This window comes from Lysobacter sp. Soil_C_15 (assembly GCF_057657315.1).
The window spans coordinates 162,355-178,702 of sequence record NZ_JBDGIR010000008.1 but is presented as its reverse complement, the minus strand read 5'-3'; the positions used below and the strand labels follow the sequence as shown (position 1 = coordinate 178,702).

Sequence of the window (16,348 nt, the reverse complement as noted above, 5' to 3'; positions counted from 1 at the left end):
AAAGATACGAACATGGCTATCCAGCAGAACTACGGCACCGGCCGCCGCAAGTCCTCCACCGCTCGCGTGTTCCTGCGCAAGGGCGAGGGCAAGATCACCATCAACCAGCGTTCGATCGAAGACTTCTTCGGCCGCGAGACCGCGCGCATGATCGTGCGCCAGCCGCTCGAGCTGACCCAGTCGACCGACAAGTTCGACGTCACCGTCACCGTCGCCGGCGGCGGCATCACCGGCCAGGCCGGTGCGATCCGCCTGGGCATCGCCCGCGCGCTGGTCGAGTACGACGAAACCCTGAAGTCCGAGCTGCGCAAGGCCGGCTTCATGACCCGCGACGCCCGCGAAGTCGAGCGTAAGAAGGTCGGTCTGCACAAGGCGCGTCGTGCCACCCAGTTCTCGAAGCGCTAATCTTCGATTACTGCCGAATTCGCGGCTTCAAGCTTTTGCAGTCGCGAATTTTTGCGCTAGAATCCGTTTTATAGCCCCGTCGCCAAGCGGTAAGGCATCTGACTCTGACTCAGACATTCGGTGGTTCGAATCCATCCGGGGCTGCCAAACAAAAGCCGGTCACGCGCAGCGCAGCGTAGCCGCAACGAAGAACCCGCCTCACGGCGGGTTTTTTGTTGGCCGAAGGTTTTTTCTGAACGCAGCGCCGGCACGGCGGGGATTGCGGTCCGCAGTTCCGATCGCGGCGCAGCGGCCCCTGTGCCGGCCCCGGGCCTCAGCCCAGCGGCCGGATCAGGCTGATCTCGTCGCGCAGCGCAATGCCGTGGCGGCCGAGCAGCGGTATCGCCGGGTCGGCCTCGCGCTCGCGATCGATCGCTCCCGGCGCCAGCCGGTGCAGGCGGAAACCGCGGCGCTGGTAGAAGCGCAGCGCGTCGAGGTTGTCGTTGGTGGTGCGGGCCAGCAACCGGCCCAGGCCGAGCGCGCGGGCGCGTTGCGCGGCCAGTTCGACCAGCGCGGTGCCGAGGCCGGACTGGGGCCGCACGGCGTCGAGGGTGACGATTTCGCACCATTCCATCTCGTCGAGCAGGGTCGCCAGGCCGGTCACCGCGTCGCCGGCGTAGGCGACGAAGCCGGGCAGGGCGGCGGCGTCGATGGCGCGGCCGTCGAGCATGATCGTCGGCGTGCCCCAGCGCCGGCGCAGGAAGTCGTCGACGGCGGCGCGGTCGGCGGCGAGGATCGGTCGCGGATGCGGCAAGAGCGGGCTCCGATGGGGGACAGGCAGCCACTCTAGCGTCGCCGCCGGCGCGGTCGACTGACTCGGTCGGGCCGGTTCGCAGCATGCCTGCGGCGGCTCTCGCGAGCCCGGGCGAGGCCGCGTTAGGCTGTCCGCCCCTGGGCGCCGCGCGGTCACCTGCCTCGGCGATTCGGTTACAATTGAAACCATTGCGCCGCGGCGCCCTTGCATCGAGGTTTGGATGAAACTCGGATCCCTGAAAGAAGGCGGCCGCGACGGCACGCTGATCGTCGTTTCGCGCGACCTGAGCCGCGCCGTGCGCGCCGCCGGCATCGCCGATACCCTGCAGCGCGCGCTGGAGGACTGGTCCAACGCCGCGCCGCGGCTCAATGCGCTGTCCGACCGGCTCAACGCCGGCCAGGCCGAGGGCGCCTTCGAACTGGACCCGGCCGCGCTGGCCGCGCCGTTGCCGCGCGCCTACGAATTCGTCGACGGCAGCGCCTACCTGCCGCACGTCGAGCGCGTGCGCCGCGCGCGCGGCGCCGAGGTTCCGGAAAGCTTCTACGTCGACCCGTTGATGTACCAGGCGGTCAGCGCCGGCTTCTACGGTCCGCGCGACCCGGTGCGGGTGGTCAGCGAGGACTACGGCATCGACCTGGAAGCCGAAGTGGTGGTCGTCACCGACGACGTGCCGATGGCGGCCACCGCCGAGCAGGCCGCCGGCCACATCCAGCTGATCGGCCTGGTCAACGACGTCTCGCTGCGCAACCTGATCCCGAACGAACTGGCCAAGGGCTTCGGCTTCCTGCAGTCCAAGCCGCGTTCGGCGCTGAGCCCGGTGTTCGTGACCCCGGACGAGCTCGGCGAGGCCTGGCAGGACAGCAAGGTGCACCTGCCGCTGCTGACCCACATCAACGGCGAATGGTTCGGCGCGCCGGAAGCCGGCGTCGACATGCAGTTCAACTTCGCCCAACTGGTGGCGCACGCGGCCAAGACCCGGCCGCTGTCCGCCGGCACCATCGTCGGTTCCGGCACCGTCGCCAACCAGGACACCTCGCTGGGCGCGTCCTGCTTCGCCGAGCGCCGCACCGTCGAGACCCTGGAGCAGGGCAAGCCGGTCACGCCGTTCATGAGCTTCGGCGATACGGTGCGGATCGAAATGCTCGACCGCGCCGGCGCCAGCATCTTCGGCGCGATCGAGCAGCGCATCGAAAAGCCCTGATTCCCCGGCGCCGCGCCGCGAAACGGGCCGCCCGCGCGGCCCGTTTTTCGTTGCCGCCGCCGGCGCGCTTCGCGCCCGCCGCCGCCGCGCCGCCGGCCGAGGTGCGCGACCCCGGCCGCGCCGAAACGGGGCCTGAGTCGCAGGCCGGCGCCGCCGCGACCCCGAGCGCGCCCTTTACTCGTTACTCTTCAACCGTTCCTCAGCCCAGGCAGTCCCGGTGAGCGATCAATTGCGTCTTTATTCGTACTGGCGATCCAGCGCCTCTTACCGCGTGCGCATCGGCCTCAATCTGAAGGGGCTGGACTACGACATCGTCCCGGTGCACCTGGTCCGCGACGGCGGCGAACAGCACCGGCCCGACTACCGCGCGCTCAACCCGCAGGGCCTGGTGCCGATGCTGGAGCACGACGGGCGGCACATGACCCAGTCGCTGGCGATCCTGGAGTACCTCGACGAGGTCTGGCCGCAGGCGCGGCTGTTGCCGCAGGACCCGGGCCGGCGCCAATGGGTGCGTTCGATCGCCCAGACCATCGCCTGCGAGATCCACCCGCTCAACAACCTGCGCGTGCTTCAGTACCTGGACGGTACCTGGAACGTGCCGCAGCCCGAGCGCGACGAGTGGGTCAAGCACTGGATACACGACGGTTTCGCGGTACTGGAAACCATGCTCGGCGCGCGCCCCGTCGAGACCGCGTTCTGCGCCGGCGACGCGCCCGGCCTGGCCGACTGCTGCCTGGTGCCGCAGATGTACAACGCGCGCCGTTTCGGCGTGGCGCTGGAGCCGTTTCCGACCCTGCAAAGGATCGAGCAGGCCTGCCTGGCGCTGCCGGCGTTCGAGGCCGCGCGCCCGGAGAACCAGCCCGACCGGCCGGCCTGAGCCGGCGCGGTCCGGACAAAACGAAGCCGGCGGTCTCGCGACCGCCGGCCTGTTGGTCCTGCCGCTGTCCCGCCGAGGCGGTTCAGTGCGTCGCCGAAGCGTCGTACATGTCGGCGTAGGGGTCGTGCTCGCCGCTGCCGCCTTCGGACAGGCGGAACTTCAGCGCCAGGCCGTCGCGCGAGTCGGCCGCCTTGAGCGCCTCCTCCATCTCGATCCGGCCTTCCTTGTACAGCCGGAACAGGCACTGGTCGAACGACTCCATGCCGTCTTCCAGCGACTCTTCCATCGCCTGCTTGATCTCGTGCACCTGGCCGCGGCGCATCAGGTCGCGGATGTGCGGGGTGTTGATCAGCACTTCCGCCGCCGGCATGCGGCGCCCGTCGACGCCGACCACCAGGCGCTGCGAGACCACCGCCTTGAGGTTCAGGGCCAGGTTCATCAGCACGTTCTTGTGCGCGGCCTCGGGGAAGAAGTTGAGGATGCGCTCCAGGGTCTGGTCGGCGTTGTTGGAGTGCAGGGTCGCCAGGCACAGGTGGCCGGTTTCGGCGAACGCGATCGCCGCCTCCATGGTGGTGGCGTCGAGGATTTCGCCGATCAGGATCACGTCCGGCGCTTCGCGCATCGCGTTCTTGAGCGCGTTGTGGAAGGCGTGGGTGTCCAGGCCGACCTCGCGCTGGTTGACGATCGACTTCTTGTGCTTGTGCAGGTACTCGATCGGATCCTCGATGGTGAGGATGTGGCCGGCGGTGTTGCTGTTGCGGTGGTCGATCATCGAGGCCAGGGTGGTCGACTTGCCCGAACCGGTGGAGCCGACGATCAGGACCAGGCCGCGCGGGGCCATGATGATGCTCTTGAGCACCTGCGGCAGCTGCAGTTCCTCGATGCTCGGGATGATGCTGCGGATGGCGCGGATGACCATGCCGACTTCGCCGCGCTGCTTGAACACGTTGATGCGGAAGCGGCCGGCGTCGGGCAGGGCCAGGGCCATGTTGAGCTCCAGGTCGCGCTCGAACTGCGGAACCTGGCCCTCGTCCATCAGCGAATAGGCGATCTTCTTGACCATGCCCGCGGGCAGGCCGGTGTTGCCGAGCGGGTACAGACGGCCCTCGACCTTGATGTAGACCGGCGCGCCGGTGGTCAGGAACATGTCCGACGCGTTCTTTTCCGTCATCAGCTTAAGGAAATAGCCGATGTCCATGCATTCTTACCCCTTGTTGACGGCGCGTACCGTTGCAAGCACGCTGCCGGCTTCCGACAATGGCCGCGCGACATCCATTCCGTACGGCGCTCCCCAATGACCGCAAGCTTCGCACACTTTCGTTTGCCGCTGCTGGCCGCAGTTCTCGCTTCGGGGCTGGCCGGCTGCGCCTCCGCGCCCCCGCCTACCGGCGAGCTTTCCAGCGCCCGCCAGGCGGTGATGCGCGCCGACGACGCCGACGCCGACCAATACGCCCCGCAGGACCTCAACGCCGCCCGCAGCGCGCTCAGCGCGGCCCAGGCGGCGATGTCCCAGGGCAAGGACGAGGACGCGCGGCGGCTGTCGCTGACCGCGGCGGCCGAGGCCGACCTGGCCTATGCGCGCAGCCGCGAGGCCGTGGTGCGGGCCGAATTCGACCAGCGCCAGGCCGAAATCGCCGAATTGCGGCGCCGCCTGCAGGAGGGCAGCCGATGAGCGCGCGCCGTTACGTCCGCCGCCTGGGCCTGGGTCTGGCCCTGGCCTGCGCTTGCGGCGTCGCCGCCGCGGCTCCGGCCGACGACCCCGAACTGGCCCGCCTGGGACAGCGCCTGAGCGCGATCGAGGCCCGCCCCGACGCCGCCCAGTTCGGCGCCTACGAGCGCCTGCGCGCCCGCCAGGCCATCGATGCGGTGCGCGAAGCGCGCAGCCGCGACCGCGCCTGGGCGTTGCGGATCGCCGAACGCCGGGTCGAGACCGCGGAGATCGTGTCCCGGACCCAATTGGCCCAGCGCGAGATCGACCGGCTCGACCGCGAGCGCAGCGAGCTGCTGGTCGAAGCCAGCCGCCGCGACGCCGAGCGCGCCCGCGCCGAGGCCGAGCGGCTGCGGGTGCAGGCGCAGATCCAGGCCGAGGAGGCCGAACGCCTGCGCCAGGCCGCCGACCAGGAGGCCCTGGCCCGGCAGGAAGCCGAAGGCCTGCTGGACAACGTCGCCAGCCAACAGGCGGCCAAGCTCAAGGCCGCGCGCGAGCGCGACGCCGAACTGGCGCGGCAGGAGGCCGAGCTGCTCGGCCAGTCGGCGCCGACGCCCAAGCCCAAGCCGAAAAAGAAGAAGTAAGCCCGGCGCCGTCCGGCGGACGGCGCGGCCGCTCCCGACGAACGGCCGGGCCCGCCGGGGCTGGGCCGTGGTACCCGGCCCGGCTCGCTTCCGGATCGGCCCGGGTCGGTCGAATCCTCGTCAAAACAATGGCCTGGCCGGATTCGGCACAGCCTCCGGTCGATCCTGGCTGGACCCTGAAAACGGTTGCAGCCGGCCTTGCCGGATGCCGGGGACAGGAGTAGGGTCGAATGACCAAGCGGTTCCGCAGCCGCTTGGCGAGAGCCAGGCCGATGACCGATACGTCCCTGACGCAGGATCCCGCCGCCGCGCATTCGCTGGCGGCCGGACCGCGTGAACCCGGCGCCGCGTCCCGCCTGACCCACCTTGCGCTCCCCCGCGACGCCCTGGTCTCACGGCCGGGGCGTTTGCATTAGTGCTGAAGGAGGCTTTCATGTTCGAAGAACGACCGCAGCCCGAGATCGACGCGCTCATCAAGAGCGTTCCCGAGTTCAAGCAGCTTTACCAGCGCCACAAGGACCTGGACAAGAAGGTCATGGACGCCGAGCTCGGCGTACTGCCGATCGACGACACGACCCTGGGACAGATGAAGCGCGAAAAGCTGGCTGCGAAGGACCGGCTGGTCCAGTTGTACGATCAGCATCACTGACGACAGATGCTGCGGCGCCGGCGCGAGGCCGGTGTCGCGACGGCCGGGCAGGACCTCCCGGCCCAGGACCCAAGCGAACCCCGACCCGTCGCGGTCGCGGTTCCGCCCTTAGCGCGGGCGGCGGCGGCCATCCTCGTCGGCCGCCGCCGCCCGCGGCTACCACGCCCGCTTCCAGGCGCCCGCAGCGAAAGGCGGGCCGCCGGGGCCGTTGCGACATCCCGCTCCGAAATCCCCGTGCGAAATTCCGTTCCGAAGCCCCGGCCGCGAACGCCGGCGCCGAAACCGCCGAGCCCGTCGCGGTCGCGGCGCTGGCATGCCGGTTCTCCGCCGGCGCCGGGCGCAGCCCGCGGAGGCCCCGCTAGAATGGCCGGCAACCGCCGCATGGAGCGGCTTGCAGGATCCGCATGGCCATTCATTCTTCCGTACTCGAACTCATCGGCAAGACCCCGATCGTCAAGGCCCAGCGCCTGGACACCGGCGTCTGCGAGCTCTACCTCAAGCTCGAATCGCAGAACCCGGGCGGGTCGATCAAGGACCGCATCGGTCTGTCGATGATCGAAGCCGCCGAGAAGGCCGGCAAGATCAAGCCCGGCGACACCCTGGTCGAGGGCACCGCCGGCAACACCGGCATCGGCCTGGCCCTGGTCGCCCAGCAGAAGGGCTACAAGCTGCTGCTGGTGGTGCCGGACAAGATGAGCCGGGAGAAGATCTTCAACCTCAAGGCGATGGGCGCGCAGGTCGTGCTGACCCGTTCCGACGTGGCCAAGGGCCATCCGGACTATTACCAGGACATGGCCGAGCGGATCGCCCGCGAGACCCCGGGCGCGTACTTCATCAACCAGTTCGGCAACCCCGACAACCCGGCCGCGCACGAGTTCGGCACCGGCCCGGAAATCCTCGAGCAGATGGACGGCCGGCTCGACGCGATCGTGTTCGGCTGCGGCAGCTCCGGCACCATGACCGGCCTGTCGCGCGCCTTCGCCAAGCTGTCGCCGTCGACCGAACTGATCCTGGCCGATCCGGTCGGCTCGATCCTGGAGGAGTACATCAACCGCGGCACCCTGTCGGACAAGTCGGCCAGCTGGATGGTCGAGGGCATCGGCGAGGACTTCCTGCCGCCGATCTCCGACTTCACCCGGGTCAAGCAGGCCTATGCGATCTCCGACCGGGAAAGCTTCCTGACCGCGCGCGAGCTGCTGGAGAAGGAGGGCATCCTCGGCGGTTCCTCGACCGGCACCCTGCTGGCCGCGGCGCTGAAGTACTGCCGCGAGCAGACCGAGCCCAAGAAGGTGCTGGTGTTCGTCTGCGACACCGGCAACAAGTACCTGTCGAAGATGTACAACGACTACTGGATGCTCGACAACGGCTTCATCGAGCGTCCGCGCCAAGGCGACCTGCGCGACCTGATCCTGCGCCCGTACTCGCAGCGCGACACGGTCGTGGTCGGCCCGGCCGACCTGCTGGTCACCGCCTACCAGCGGATGAAGCTGTACGACGTGTCGCAGCTGCCGGTCATGGACGGCGAGCACATCGTCGGCATCGTCGACGAAAGCGACGTCCTGCTGCACGTCTACGGCGACGAGTCGCGCTTCCGCGACCCGGTCTCGACCGCGATGGTCAGCAAGCTCGACAAGATCCAGGTCGGCGAGCCGATCGAATCGCTGCTGCCGGTGTTCGACCGGGGCCACGTCGCCATCGTCATGGACGGGGAGCGCTTCCTCGGCCTGATCACCCGGATCGACCTGTTGAACTTCCTGCGCCGCCGGGTCCAGTGACCGGCCGGCGGGCGCGCCGCGACGGCGCGTCCGCCCGTTCCCGGGGCGCCTTCGGCGCTCCCGCAGGCGCCCATTCAGTTCGCGACCGGGCGCACGGTCCGGGCACAGGCCGGCTGCACCCCGGCTGAAGTCGAGGCCGGCGCGAAGAGCCGCTCACGGCGGCGATGTTAGAATTCGCGGTTACGCCAAATGGCGCGACATCCAGCGAATGGGACGGATTCAATGAGCCAACAGCAGGCCAAGGGCGGGGCGTCCAAGCTCGGCCTGGGTACCCTCGCGATCCACGCGGGGCAGTCGCCCGACCCCAGCACCGGCGCGGTCATGCCGCCGATCTACGCCACCTCGACCTATGCCCAGCGCAGCCCCGGCGAACACCAGGGCTTCGAGTACTCGCGCAGCCACAACCCGACCCGCTTCGCCTACGAGCGCTGCGTCGCCGGCCTGGAAGGCGGCAGCCGCGGCTACGCCTTCGCCTCCGGCCTGGCCGCGACCTCGACCATCCTCGAGCTGTTCGACGCCGGCAGCCACGTGATCGCGATGGACGACGTCTACGGCGGCACCTACCGCCTGTTCGAGCGCGTCCGCCGCCGTTCCGCCGGCCTGGACTTCAGCTGGGTCGACCTCAGCGACCTGGCCGCCTTCGAGGCCGCGATCCGCCCCGAGACCAAGCTGGTCTGGATCGAGACCCCGACCAACCCGCTGCTCAAGCTGGTCGACGTCGCCGCGATCGCCGCGATCGCGCGCAAGCGCGGCCTGGTGGTGGTGGTCGACAACACCTTCTCCTCGCCGATCCTGCAGCGCCCGCTCGAGCTGGGCGCGCACATCGTCATGCACTCGGCGACCAAGTACCTCAACGGCCACTCCGACATCGTCGGCGGCATGGCCGTGGTCGGCGACGACGCCGACCTGGCCGAGCGCCTGGGCTTCCTGCAGAACGCGGTCGGCGGCATCCAGGGCCCGTTCGACAGCTTCCTGGCCCTGCGCGGGCTCAAGACCCTGCATCTGCGGATGAAGGCGCACTGCGAGAACGCCCAGGTCCTGGCCGAATGGCTGGAAACCCATCCGGCGGTCGAGAGGGTGATCTACCCCGGGTTGAAGTCGCACCCGCAGCACGCCCTGGCCCAGCGCCAGATGCACGGCTTCGGCGGCATGATCAGCATCTTCGTCAAGGGCGGCCTGGACGGCGCGCGGCGGATGATGGAGCGCTGCGAGCTGTTCACCATCGCCGAATCGCTCGGCGGCGTGGAAAGCTTGGTCAACCATCCCGCGGTGATGACCCACGCCTCGATCCCGCCCGACCGCCGCGCCGCCCTCGGCATCGCCGACAACCTGGTGCGCCTGAGCGTGGGCGTGGAAGACGTCGCCGACCTGCGCGCGGAGCTCGAGCGGGCGCTGAATGCTTAACAGTCTGCTTATGGCGCTTGGCCGCGAGAAGAGGGCCGGCTGTCAATGACGTCGATCCGTTCCTCAGATAACGATATCGCCCAGCGCCTGTTGGGGCTATCGGCGTGGATCCGCGGCCAGACCTGGTTGCAGCCGATCTATCGGAGATTTCCGCAATCGTTGCGGAATAGGGTGTCTTTTCTGCTCGCTTCTCGTGCGAGCAAACGTTCGCGTTTCCAACGAACGGCTAATTGGATGCGACCGGTCTCGTCTCCATCGACGCAGGTGGTATCGGGTCTGGAAGTCGAGGGGGTGGGCGTCAATCTGTTCGGTTATCTGCGCGGCCAGTTCGGCCTGGCGGAAAGTGCGCGCATGTACGCACGATCTCTGATCGGCGCGGGCTACCCCACGGCGCTTTACGACGTCTCGATCGATCTGCCGCACGGTATGGACGATCGCAGCCTCGATGATCGACTCGGACAGGATGCGCCCTATCCCGTCAGCATCATTTTCGTCAATCCCGACTATCTCGAGTCGGCCTTGAAGCATATTGGTGAGGCTCGCTTGCGCGGGCGCTATCTGATTGCCTGTTGGTTTTGGGAGTTGCAGGACATCCCGAACGAATGGTTGCGGGCAATCGATCTGGTCGACGAGATCATGGTCGCATCCACCTTCGTCAAGGATGCATTCCAGCGAGTTACGGATAAGCCGGTGTTCTGTGTGCCCCAGCCGGTGACGCCGACTTCCGATAGCGGCCTGCAGCGCGAGGATTTCGGCCTGGAGCGGGATGCGTTCATCTTCCTTTGCACCTTCGATTTCAACTCCTGGGTGCATCGCAAGAACCCATTCGCGGTAATCGAGGCGTTCCGTCGGGCATTCCCCGCCGAAAGGAGCGACGTACGACTGCTGGTGAAGTCGAGTAATGGCCATCGGCATCCCGATAAGCTGCTGAAGCTGCTCAATGCGAGCGCCCAGGATCCTCGTATCGTTGTGCGGGATGAGGTGATCGATCGGGCTCATGTCCATGCGCTGCAACGTTGCACGAACGTATACGTCTCACTGCATCGTGCTGAGGGGTTCGGTCTGGGGTTGGCCGAATGCATGCTGATGGGTAAGCCGGTGATTGCCACGCGCTGGTCGGGCAATCTGGATTTCATGGATGATTCGAATAGCTGCCTGGTCGACTGCACGCTGATACCTGTCGGCGAGGGTGAGTACCCGCATCCGGACGGCGCGAACTGGGCCGATGCCGACGTCGACCATGCAAGCCGGCATATGCGCCGGCTGGCCGACGATCCGACCTTCGCTGAAGGGCTTGGCATGCGGGCGGCGGCCGATGTGGCTCGGAAACTGAGTCCGAAGGCCGCGGCCGAGTGCCTGATTCGGCGGATAGAGTCGATTGCGCAAGAGTGCATATCGGATCCGTCCATTAAGTCTTCGATTGATTTCCGGCGTGGGCTCGCCGAGGAAGGAACTCGAGCGGACCCTCAAGGGCACACGAGGTAGGAATTCATGCGCGACATGTTGCTCTCGATTTGGCGATATCGCTATTTCATTCTGTCCTCGGTCAAGAACGACCTTCGGGCGAAATTCCTCCGTAGCAAGCTTGGGGCCGCTTGGATGATCATCCATCCGCTCGCCCAGGTACTGATATTTGCGTTGATCCTCTCGGAAGTGCTCGCGGCGAAGTTGCCCGGCGCGAACGGCAAATACGCTTATGCGTTGTACCTGTTGGGAGGCATGCTCGGGTGGACGCTGTTCGCCGAGACGGTGTCCAAATTCGCAAATCTGTTCGTCGAGAACGGCAACCTGATGCGAAAGATGGCGTTCCCGCGCGTCTGTCTGCCGTTGATCGCTGCGGGAACGATGTTGATCAACAATCTGTTGTTATTGCTCGCCATTTTTTTGGTGTTCGCGGCCCTCGGGCACTTTCCTGATGAACACGCGCTGTGGCTGCCTTTGTTGATCCTGGTGACCTTGATGCTGGCAGGGTCGATTGGGTTGTTGTTGGGTGTGTTCAATGTATTCATGCGTGACATCGGTCAGGTCATTCCAGTATTGCTGCAAGCGCTCTTCTGGATGACGCCCATCGTGTACAGCATCACGATCCTGCCTGAGGACTATCGCGATATCTTCAAATTGAATCCGCTTTTTCCGTTGATAAGTAGCTATCAGAACGTACTGGTGTTCGGTACCGCGCCGGAGTGGGCGGGGCTCGGCGTTCTCGCCTCATGTTCGCTGGTGCTGACAGTCCTTGCGCTGGTCGTTTTTCGGCGGGCATCCACAGAAATGGTCGATGTTCTATGAGCGGTGAATTGAGGGTCAATAGAGTCGGAAAGGCCTATCGCGAGTGGCGTAGCGAATGGCTGCGGATCGGTTCCTGGCTGGGGTTGCCGTTCCGCCCGGTTGCGGAGCACTGGGTGCTTAGGGATATCGGATTTTCGGTTGGGCCGGGCGAAGCGGTGGGCATCATCGGCCAGAACGGAGCCGGCAAGAGTACGCTGCTTAAATTGATTACCGGAACCGCGCGGCCAAGCGAGGGCGATGTCTGGGTCAAGGGGCGGGTGTCGGCCATTCTTGAGCTGGGCATGGGCTTCAATGCGGACCTCACAGGGCGCCAGAACGTCTATCACGCGGCCGGACTAATGGGGTTCAGCGAAGTCGAAATATCCGGAGTCATCGATCAGATTGAGGATTTCGCCGAGATTGGCGAGTACTTCGACGAACCGGTGCGAACCTACTCCAGCGGCATGCAAATGCGTGTGGCGTTCAGCGTAGCCACGGCATTTCGCCCCGACCTGCTGATCATCGACGAGGCTCTGTCGGTGGGCGACGCCTATTTCATCCACAAATGCTTCAAGCGGATACGCGAGTTCCGTGAGGCCGGCACGACGCTGCTGTTCGTGTCGCACGATCCGACCGCGGTGCAAACGTTGTGCGATCGCGCGGTTCTGCTCGATCGTGGGCGGCTCGTTCTGGATGCTGAGCCGCAACAAGTTTTCGATTACTACAATGCGCTGATTGCTGAAAAGGAAAACAGTACCGTCCGTACCGAGCGTAACGATCGCGGGGACGTCGTTACCGAATCGGGGACAGGCGAGGCAGAGTTCTTGTTTTTGCAGATGGAAAATCTGGCGGGCGAGGCGGTGGAGTACGTCACTGTCGGTGAACAGGTTCGCTTGCGCGCAAAGGTCAGGATCAACGAAGCAGTGGACCAGTTGGTGTTCGGCTATATGATCCGCGATCGTTTGGGGCAGCCCGTATTCGGCACCAATACGCATCACACGGGGCAGGTGCGGAGTGGGCTGTCCGCCGGCGACCACGTCGAGTACGAAATCTCGTTTCCAATGAACCTGGGAACCGGAACCTATTCGGTGTCCGTCGCGCTGTCCAGTACCGAAACGCATTTGGTCAAGAACTATCAGTGGAAGGACCTGGCGTTGATCTTTACCGTGGCTAATGTCGATCGAGCTACGTTCGTCGGCATGGCGTGGTTGCCTGCGAAGATCGAAGTGCTCTCGCGTTGAGCGGGTGAGACCGACTTTACTCTGGCTCTATCAACAGAAATCAAATACCAAGCAAGAGGCCGATCGAGTGAGCAATGAACAGTTCCGGCTGAGCAGTAACGCACTAATGGATGCCGTTCGTTCTGAAGTGGCGCGTGCGAGCTCGGCTGGTGGTGGCGCGACTGCGATGCCGTCCACGCTTGATGAAATCATTCGCTTCATCGACGCTCAGGCAGGCTCTGGCGTCAATGGCGGAAGAGTAGGTCGAGCCTCCTTGCCTGGCTCGCATACGCCATACGAACGGTGGAAGCCGCTGGCGTCGCGGATCCAATTGAAGTCGCAATATGCGCTGCACGAACTTCTGCCCATACCCGACTCCGAGTTCGTCGACATGGCGTACCGCGTCGTGCTCAAGCGCGCCGCTGATCCGGACGGCTTCGACTATTTCCTGACGCAGCTTCGTAGCGGGAAAATGTCGAAGATCGAAATCCTGGGGCGGTTGAGGTGGTCTGCGGAAGGCGTTTCCCGCGGCGTGCATATCGACGGTCTGTTGCTGCCGTACAAGCTGCATTCGCTTGAGCGTAGGAGGGTGGTCGGTCCGGTGCTGCGCTGGCTGCATGGGTTCGTCAGGCTCGGCGAATATCAGCGACGACAGACCTTGATGGACAATAACCAGGACCGGGAGATGCTGGAGCTGGTTCGTCACGTGGAGGCCGAGGTGTTGGGCGCCGCGTCGAAGATCGACGCCGTCGAGTCGCGGCTTGCATTCAGTGACTCCCGGTTGGGGGCGGCGCTGAAGGAGATTGGCAACTCAGTGCGTGGCTTGTCCCGCTATGTCGAGGGGGCCGAAAGCGAAAAGATCGACGCCGAGGAGGCTCAGAAGAAGCTTGAGCCGTTGTATGCGGCGTTCGAGGCTGCGTTTCGTGGCTCGCGAGAAATCATCATGCGGCGTTGCGAACCTTATGTCGCGTGGGTGGATCAGTGTGGCGCTGGTTCCGCCGATGCGCCAATACTAGATATCGCCTGCGGTCGTGGCGAATGGCTGGAGCTGCTTCGCCATAAGGGGAAAGTAGCGAAAGGGGTGGATCTCAACGAAACCTTCGTCAAGCATTGCGCTTCGCTCAATCTGGATGTAGAGAAGAAAGACGCGATAGCCTATTTGAAGGGGCTTCCAGATGCGTCGATCGGCGCGATCACGTCGATGCATTTGGTCGAGCACTTGCCTTTTGAGGTCATGGTAGAACTAATCGATGAGTCGCTGCGAGTGCTGCGTCCTGGCGGATTCCTCGCCTTGGAGACGCCTAATCCTGAGAACATGACGGTCGGCGCGCATTGGTTCTATATGGATCCGACTCATCGCAATCCTATTCCGCCGTTGATGCTGCGATGGCTTGTCGAAGAGCGCGGCTTCCAGGAATCACGTATCGAGCGCCTCACCTTTGGGCGTGAATCCAGCGCGCCACCCAAGGTCGACGATGCTGTTCCAGGCGCCGCTACGATCAACGCGCTGGTGGAGTTGGTTTCCGCTCCCGCCGATTACGCGATCGTAGGCGTTAAAGCATGAGCGCGGCCGCCGAACGCTCGAGGCCAAGCAGGCTGCTGGTGACCGGCGCGACCGGTTTCGTAGGCGGACACCTTGGGCGAGCAGCTTGCTCGGGCGCATTGGGCGAAGTGGAGTTCTTGCCCGGCGTCCGGGGGCTGGATATCCGAGATGCCGGTGCTGTCGACAGAATGGTCGAACATTTGCGTCCGGATAGCGTGATTCATCTGGCAGCGCAGAGCTTCGTTCCAAGGTCATTCGCAGAGCCGGAGGAAACATTCCAGATTAATGTGCTGGGCACATTGAATTTGTTGCGCTCACTGACTCGACAGGGTTTCAGCGGGCGTATGATCTATGTAAGTTCAGGCGACGTTTACGGAAAAGTGCCCGATACTTCGATGCCGGTGAACGAGGGCGTTTGGCCAGAGCCACGTAATCCCTATGCAGCTAGTAAGGTCGCCGCAGAACAGCTATGCCTGCAATGGCACCGTTCGGAGGGTTTGGATGTCGTTGTTGCGCGTCCATTCAATCACATAGGCCCGGGCCAATCGCGCGATTTCGTCATTCCTTCGCTGGCTGCGCAGATTGTCCGGGTTCGCGCCGGACTCGCTCCGCCGCAGATCCATGCCGGCGATATCGACGTGACGAGGGACTTCACTGACGTCAGGGATATAGTGCGGGCGTACGGGGATTTGTTGCGCGCGGGTAAGCCAGGGGCGACTTATGTGATCGGCTCGGGCGAAGAGCGCAGCATCCGCGAATTGCTCGAGACGATGGCTGAGATCGTGGGCGTCTCTGTTGACGTGGTACAGGATCCGGGGAAGCTCCGGCCGTCGGAGCAACGGAGAATGCGGGCCGACCCATCCAGATTGATGCGCGACACCGGATGGAAGCCACGTATCCCGCTTAGAACATCACTTATCGATATTTTGGAAGAGGCAGGTAACTCGTTATGAACAACAAGAGCGCGCTCGTTACGGGCATCACCGGTCAGGACGGCGCTTATCTATCGCAGCTTCTGCTGTCCAAGGGGTATGCGGTCCACGGTATTCTGGCTCGGCGCAGCAGCGATACGCTGTGGCGCCTGCGCGAGTTGGGCATCGCGGATCAGGTGACGCTGCACGACGGCGATCTCACCGACCTGTCTTCCTTGATTCGGGCGATGGAAGCATCCAAGGCCGAGGAAGTCTATAACCTTGGCGCGCAGAGCTTCGTTGGCTCTTCTTGGCAGCAGCCGCTGTTGACTGCACAAGTGGATGGCGTAGGTGCGTTGAACGTCCTTGAGGCGGTGCGCATCGTTAACCCGAAGGGGCGCTTCTACCAGGCATCGACCAGTGAGATGTTCGGGCTGATCCAGGCCGAACGCCAGGATGAAACTACGCCGTTCTACCCGCGCAGTCCGTACGGCGTGGCCAAGCTGATGGCGCACTGGGCTACGGTGAACTACCGCGAGAGCTTCGGCATGCACGCGTCCAGTGGGATTCTGTTCAACCACGAGTCTCCGCTGCGTGGGATCGAGTTCGTGACCCGAAAGGTTACCGATGCTGTCGCCCGTATCAAGCTTGGGCTGCAGTCGGAATTGCGTTTGGGTAATATCGACGCGAAACGCGATTGGGGTTTCGCCGGTGATTATGTCGAGGCGATGTGGCTGATGTTGCAGCAGGCCGAAGGCGACGACTATGTCGTGGCTACGGGCCAGACCACGACGGTTCGGCGCATGTGCGAAATCGCGTTCAACCATGCAGGGTTGGCGATGGATAGGCATCTGGTTATTGATGAGAAGTTCTTCCGTCCTGCAGAGGTGGATGTGCTGCTCGGCAATCCAGACAAAGCGATCCAGAAGCTCAACTGGCGGCCGAAGACCTCGCTGGAGGACTTGATCGTGATGATGGTCGACGCAGACCTCCGTCGGCTTTCGCGCGCCTGA

Annotated in this window: 16 protein-coding genes and 1 tRNA gene; 15 read left to right on the top strand and 2 right to left on the bottom strand. The window is 64.7% G+C overall.

The genetic code is table 11. The annotated features are described in order from the left end of the window. The first annotated feature begins 12 nt into the window (after positions 1-12). Both rpsI and AC3A57_RS18295 read left to right on the top strand, forming a co-directional pair. On the top strand, positions 13-405 hold the full coding sequence (gene rpsI, locus AC3A57_RS18300; protein ID WP_221669878.1) for a 30S ribosomal protein S9: 393 nt from the start codon (positions 13-15) through the stop codon (positions 403-405). Between the two features lie 72 nt (positions 406-477). Further along, positions 478-552: transfer RNA gene (locus AC3A57_RS18295), tRNA-Gln, on the top strand. A gap of 166 nt (positions 553-718) precedes the next feature. Here the strand turns inward: AC3A57_RS18295 and AC3A57_RS18290 are convergent. After that, entirely contained in the window at positions 719-1,198 is a 480-nt protein-coding gene (locus AC3A57_RS18290) for a GNAT family N-acetyltransferase (protein ID WP_487580224.1), read from the bottom strand. A 220-nt stretch (positions 1,199-1,418) separates the two neighbouring features. Between AC3A57_RS18290 and AC3A57_RS18285 the strand changes: the two genes are divergently transcribed. Continuing rightward, positions 1,419-2,399 (top strand): fumarylacetoacetate hydrolase family protein, encoded by a 981-nt coding sequence (locus tag AC3A57_RS18285; protein WP_487580223.1) that lies wholly within the window; start codon positions 1,419-1,421, stop codon positions 2,397-2,399. A 217-nt stretch (positions 2,400-2,616) separates the two neighbouring features. Then, a complete protein-coding gene (gene maiA, locus AC3A57_RS18280) occupies positions 2,617-3,276 on the top strand; it encodes a maleylacetoacetate isomerase (RefSeq protein WP_487580222.1) in 660 nt (219 codons plus the stop codon). An 82-nt stretch (positions 3,277-3,358) separates the two neighbouring features. On the opposite strand, the gene AC3A57_RS18275 is transcribed toward maiA, so the two are convergent. After that, on the bottom strand, positions 3,359-4,474 hold the full coding sequence (locus AC3A57_RS18275) for a PilT/PilU family type 4a pilus ATPase (RefSeq protein WP_221669871.1): 1,116 nt from the start codon (positions 4,472-4,474) through the stop codon (positions 3,359-3,361). Between the two features lie 96 nt (positions 4,475-4,570). Here AC3A57_RS18275 and AC3A57_RS18270 point away from each other — a divergent pair, with 96 nt between their 5' ends. The 11 genes from AC3A57_RS18270 (at position 4,571) to gmd (ending at position 16,348) form a co-directional block, all read left to right on the top strand. Further along, entirely contained in the window at positions 4,571-4,948 is a 378-nt protein-coding gene (locus AC3A57_RS18270) for a DUF4398 domain-containing protein (protein WP_487580221.1), read from the top strand. Continuing rightward, entirely contained in the window at positions 4,945-5,568 is a 624-nt protein-coding gene (locus AC3A57_RS18265) for a hypothetical protein (protein WP_487580220.1), read from the top strand. The genes AC3A57_RS18270 and AC3A57_RS18265 overlap by 4 nt, the downstream gene beginning before the upstream one ends. A gap of 433 nt (positions 5,569-6,001) precedes the next feature. After that, positions 6,002-6,217 (top strand): HP1242/YdcH family protein, encoded by a 216-nt coding sequence (locus AC3A57_RS18260; protein ID WP_221669868.1) that lies wholly within the window; start codon positions 6,002-6,004, stop codon positions 6,215-6,217. 404 nt (positions 6,218-6,621) lie between these two features. Then, complete coding sequence (locus AC3A57_RS18255; protein WP_221669867.1) at positions 6,622-7,992, top strand: pyridoxal-phosphate dependent enzyme; 1,371 nt, start codon at positions 6,622-6,624, stop codon at positions 7,990-7,992. Between the two features lie 222 nt (positions 7,993-8,214). Further along, on the top strand, positions 8,215-9,396 hold the full coding sequence (locus AC3A57_RS18250; protein ID WP_487580219.1) for a cystathionine gamma-synthase: 1,182 nt from the start codon (positions 8,215-8,217) through the stop codon (positions 9,394-9,396). A gap of 45 nt (positions 9,397-9,441) precedes the next feature. Continuing rightward, entirely contained in the window at positions 9,442-10,881 is a 1,440-nt protein-coding gene (locus tag AC3A57_RS18245) for a glycosyltransferase family 4 protein (protein WP_487580218.1), read from the top strand. A gap of 6 nt (positions 10,882-10,887) precedes the next feature. Continuing rightward, positions 10,888-11,682 carry an ABC transporter permease gene (locus AC3A57_RS18240; RefSeq protein WP_487580217.1) on the top strand — a complete coding sequence of 265 codons (795 nt, stop codon included), beginning with the start codon at positions 10,888-10,890 and terminating at the stop codon, positions 11,680-11,682. After that, complete coding sequence (locus AC3A57_RS18235; protein ID WP_487580216.1) at positions 11,679-12,902, top strand: ABC transporter ATP-binding protein; 1,224 nt, start codon at positions 11,679-11,681, stop codon at positions 12,900-12,902. The genes AC3A57_RS18240 and AC3A57_RS18235 overlap by 4 nt, the downstream gene beginning before the upstream one ends. A 67-nt stretch (positions 12,903-12,969) precedes the next feature. Next, positions 12,970-14,445 (top strand): methyltransferase domain-containing protein, encoded by a 1,476-nt coding sequence (locus AC3A57_RS18230; protein ID WP_487580215.1) that lies wholly within the window; start codon positions 12,970-12,972, stop codon positions 14,443-14,445. Then, positions 14,442-15,377, top strand: a complete 936-nt coding sequence (locus AC3A57_RS18225; protein ID WP_487580214.1) for a GDP-mannose 4,6-dehydratase — start codon at positions 14,442-14,444, stop codon at positions 15,375-15,377. The genes AC3A57_RS18230 and AC3A57_RS18225 overlap by 4 nt, the downstream gene beginning before the upstream one ends. Continuing rightward, complete coding sequence (gene gmd, locus AC3A57_RS18220; RefSeq protein WP_487580213.1) at positions 15,374-16,348, top strand: GDP-mannose 4,6-dehydratase; 975 nt, start codon at positions 15,374-15,376, stop codon at positions 16,346-16,348. The genes AC3A57_RS18225 and gmd overlap by 4 nt, the downstream gene beginning before the upstream one ends.

Coding starts and splice junctions, on each gene's coding strand:
- rpsI (WP_221669878.1), top strand. CDS start 13: ATGGCTATCCAGCAGAACTACGGCACCGGCCGCCGCAAGTCCTCCACC.
- AC3A57_RS18285 (WP_487580223.1), top strand. CDS start 1,419: ATGAAACTCGGATCCCTGAAAGAAGGCGGCCGCGACGGCACGCTGATC.
- AC3A57_RS18275 (WP_221669871.1), bottom strand. CDS start 4,474: ATGGACATCGGCTATTTCCTTAAGCTGATGACGGAAAAGAACGCGTCG.
- AC3A57_RS18270 (WP_487580221.1), top strand. CDS start 4,571: ATGACCGCAAGCTTCGCACACTTTCGTTTGCCGCTGCTGGCCGCAGTT.
- AC3A57_RS18265 (WP_487580220.1), top strand. CDS start 4,945: ATGAGCGCGCGCCGTTACGTCCGCCGCCTGGGCCTGGGTCTGGCCCTG.
- AC3A57_RS18260 (WP_221669868.1), top strand. CDS start 6,002: ATGTTCGAAGAACGACCGCAGCCCGAGATCGACGCGCTCATCAAGAGC.
- AC3A57_RS18255 (WP_221669867.1), top strand. CDS start 6,622: ATGGCCATTCATTCTTCCGTACTCGAACTCATCGGCAAGACCCCGATC.
- AC3A57_RS18250 (WP_487580219.1), top strand. CDS start 8,215: ATGAGCCAACAGCAGGCCAAGGGCGGGGCGTCCAAGCTCGGCCTGGGT.
- AC3A57_RS18245 (WP_487580218.1), top strand. CDS start 9,442: ATGACGTCGATCCGTTCCTCAGATAACGATATCGCCCAGCGCCTGTTG.
- AC3A57_RS18240 (WP_487580217.1), top strand. CDS start 10,888: ATGCGCGACATGTTGCTCTCGATTTGGCGATATCGCTATTTCATTCTG.
- AC3A57_RS18235 (WP_487580216.1), top strand. CDS start 11,679: ATGAGCGGTGAATTGAGGGTCAATAGAGTCGGAAAGGCCTATCGCGAG.
- AC3A57_RS18225 (WP_487580214.1), top strand. CDS start 14,442: ATGAGCGCGGCCGCCGAACGCTCGAGGCCAAGCAGGCTGCTGGTGACC.
- gmd (WP_487580213.1), top strand. CDS start 15,374: ATGAACAACAAGAGCGCGCTCGTTACGGGCATCACCGGTCAGGACGGC.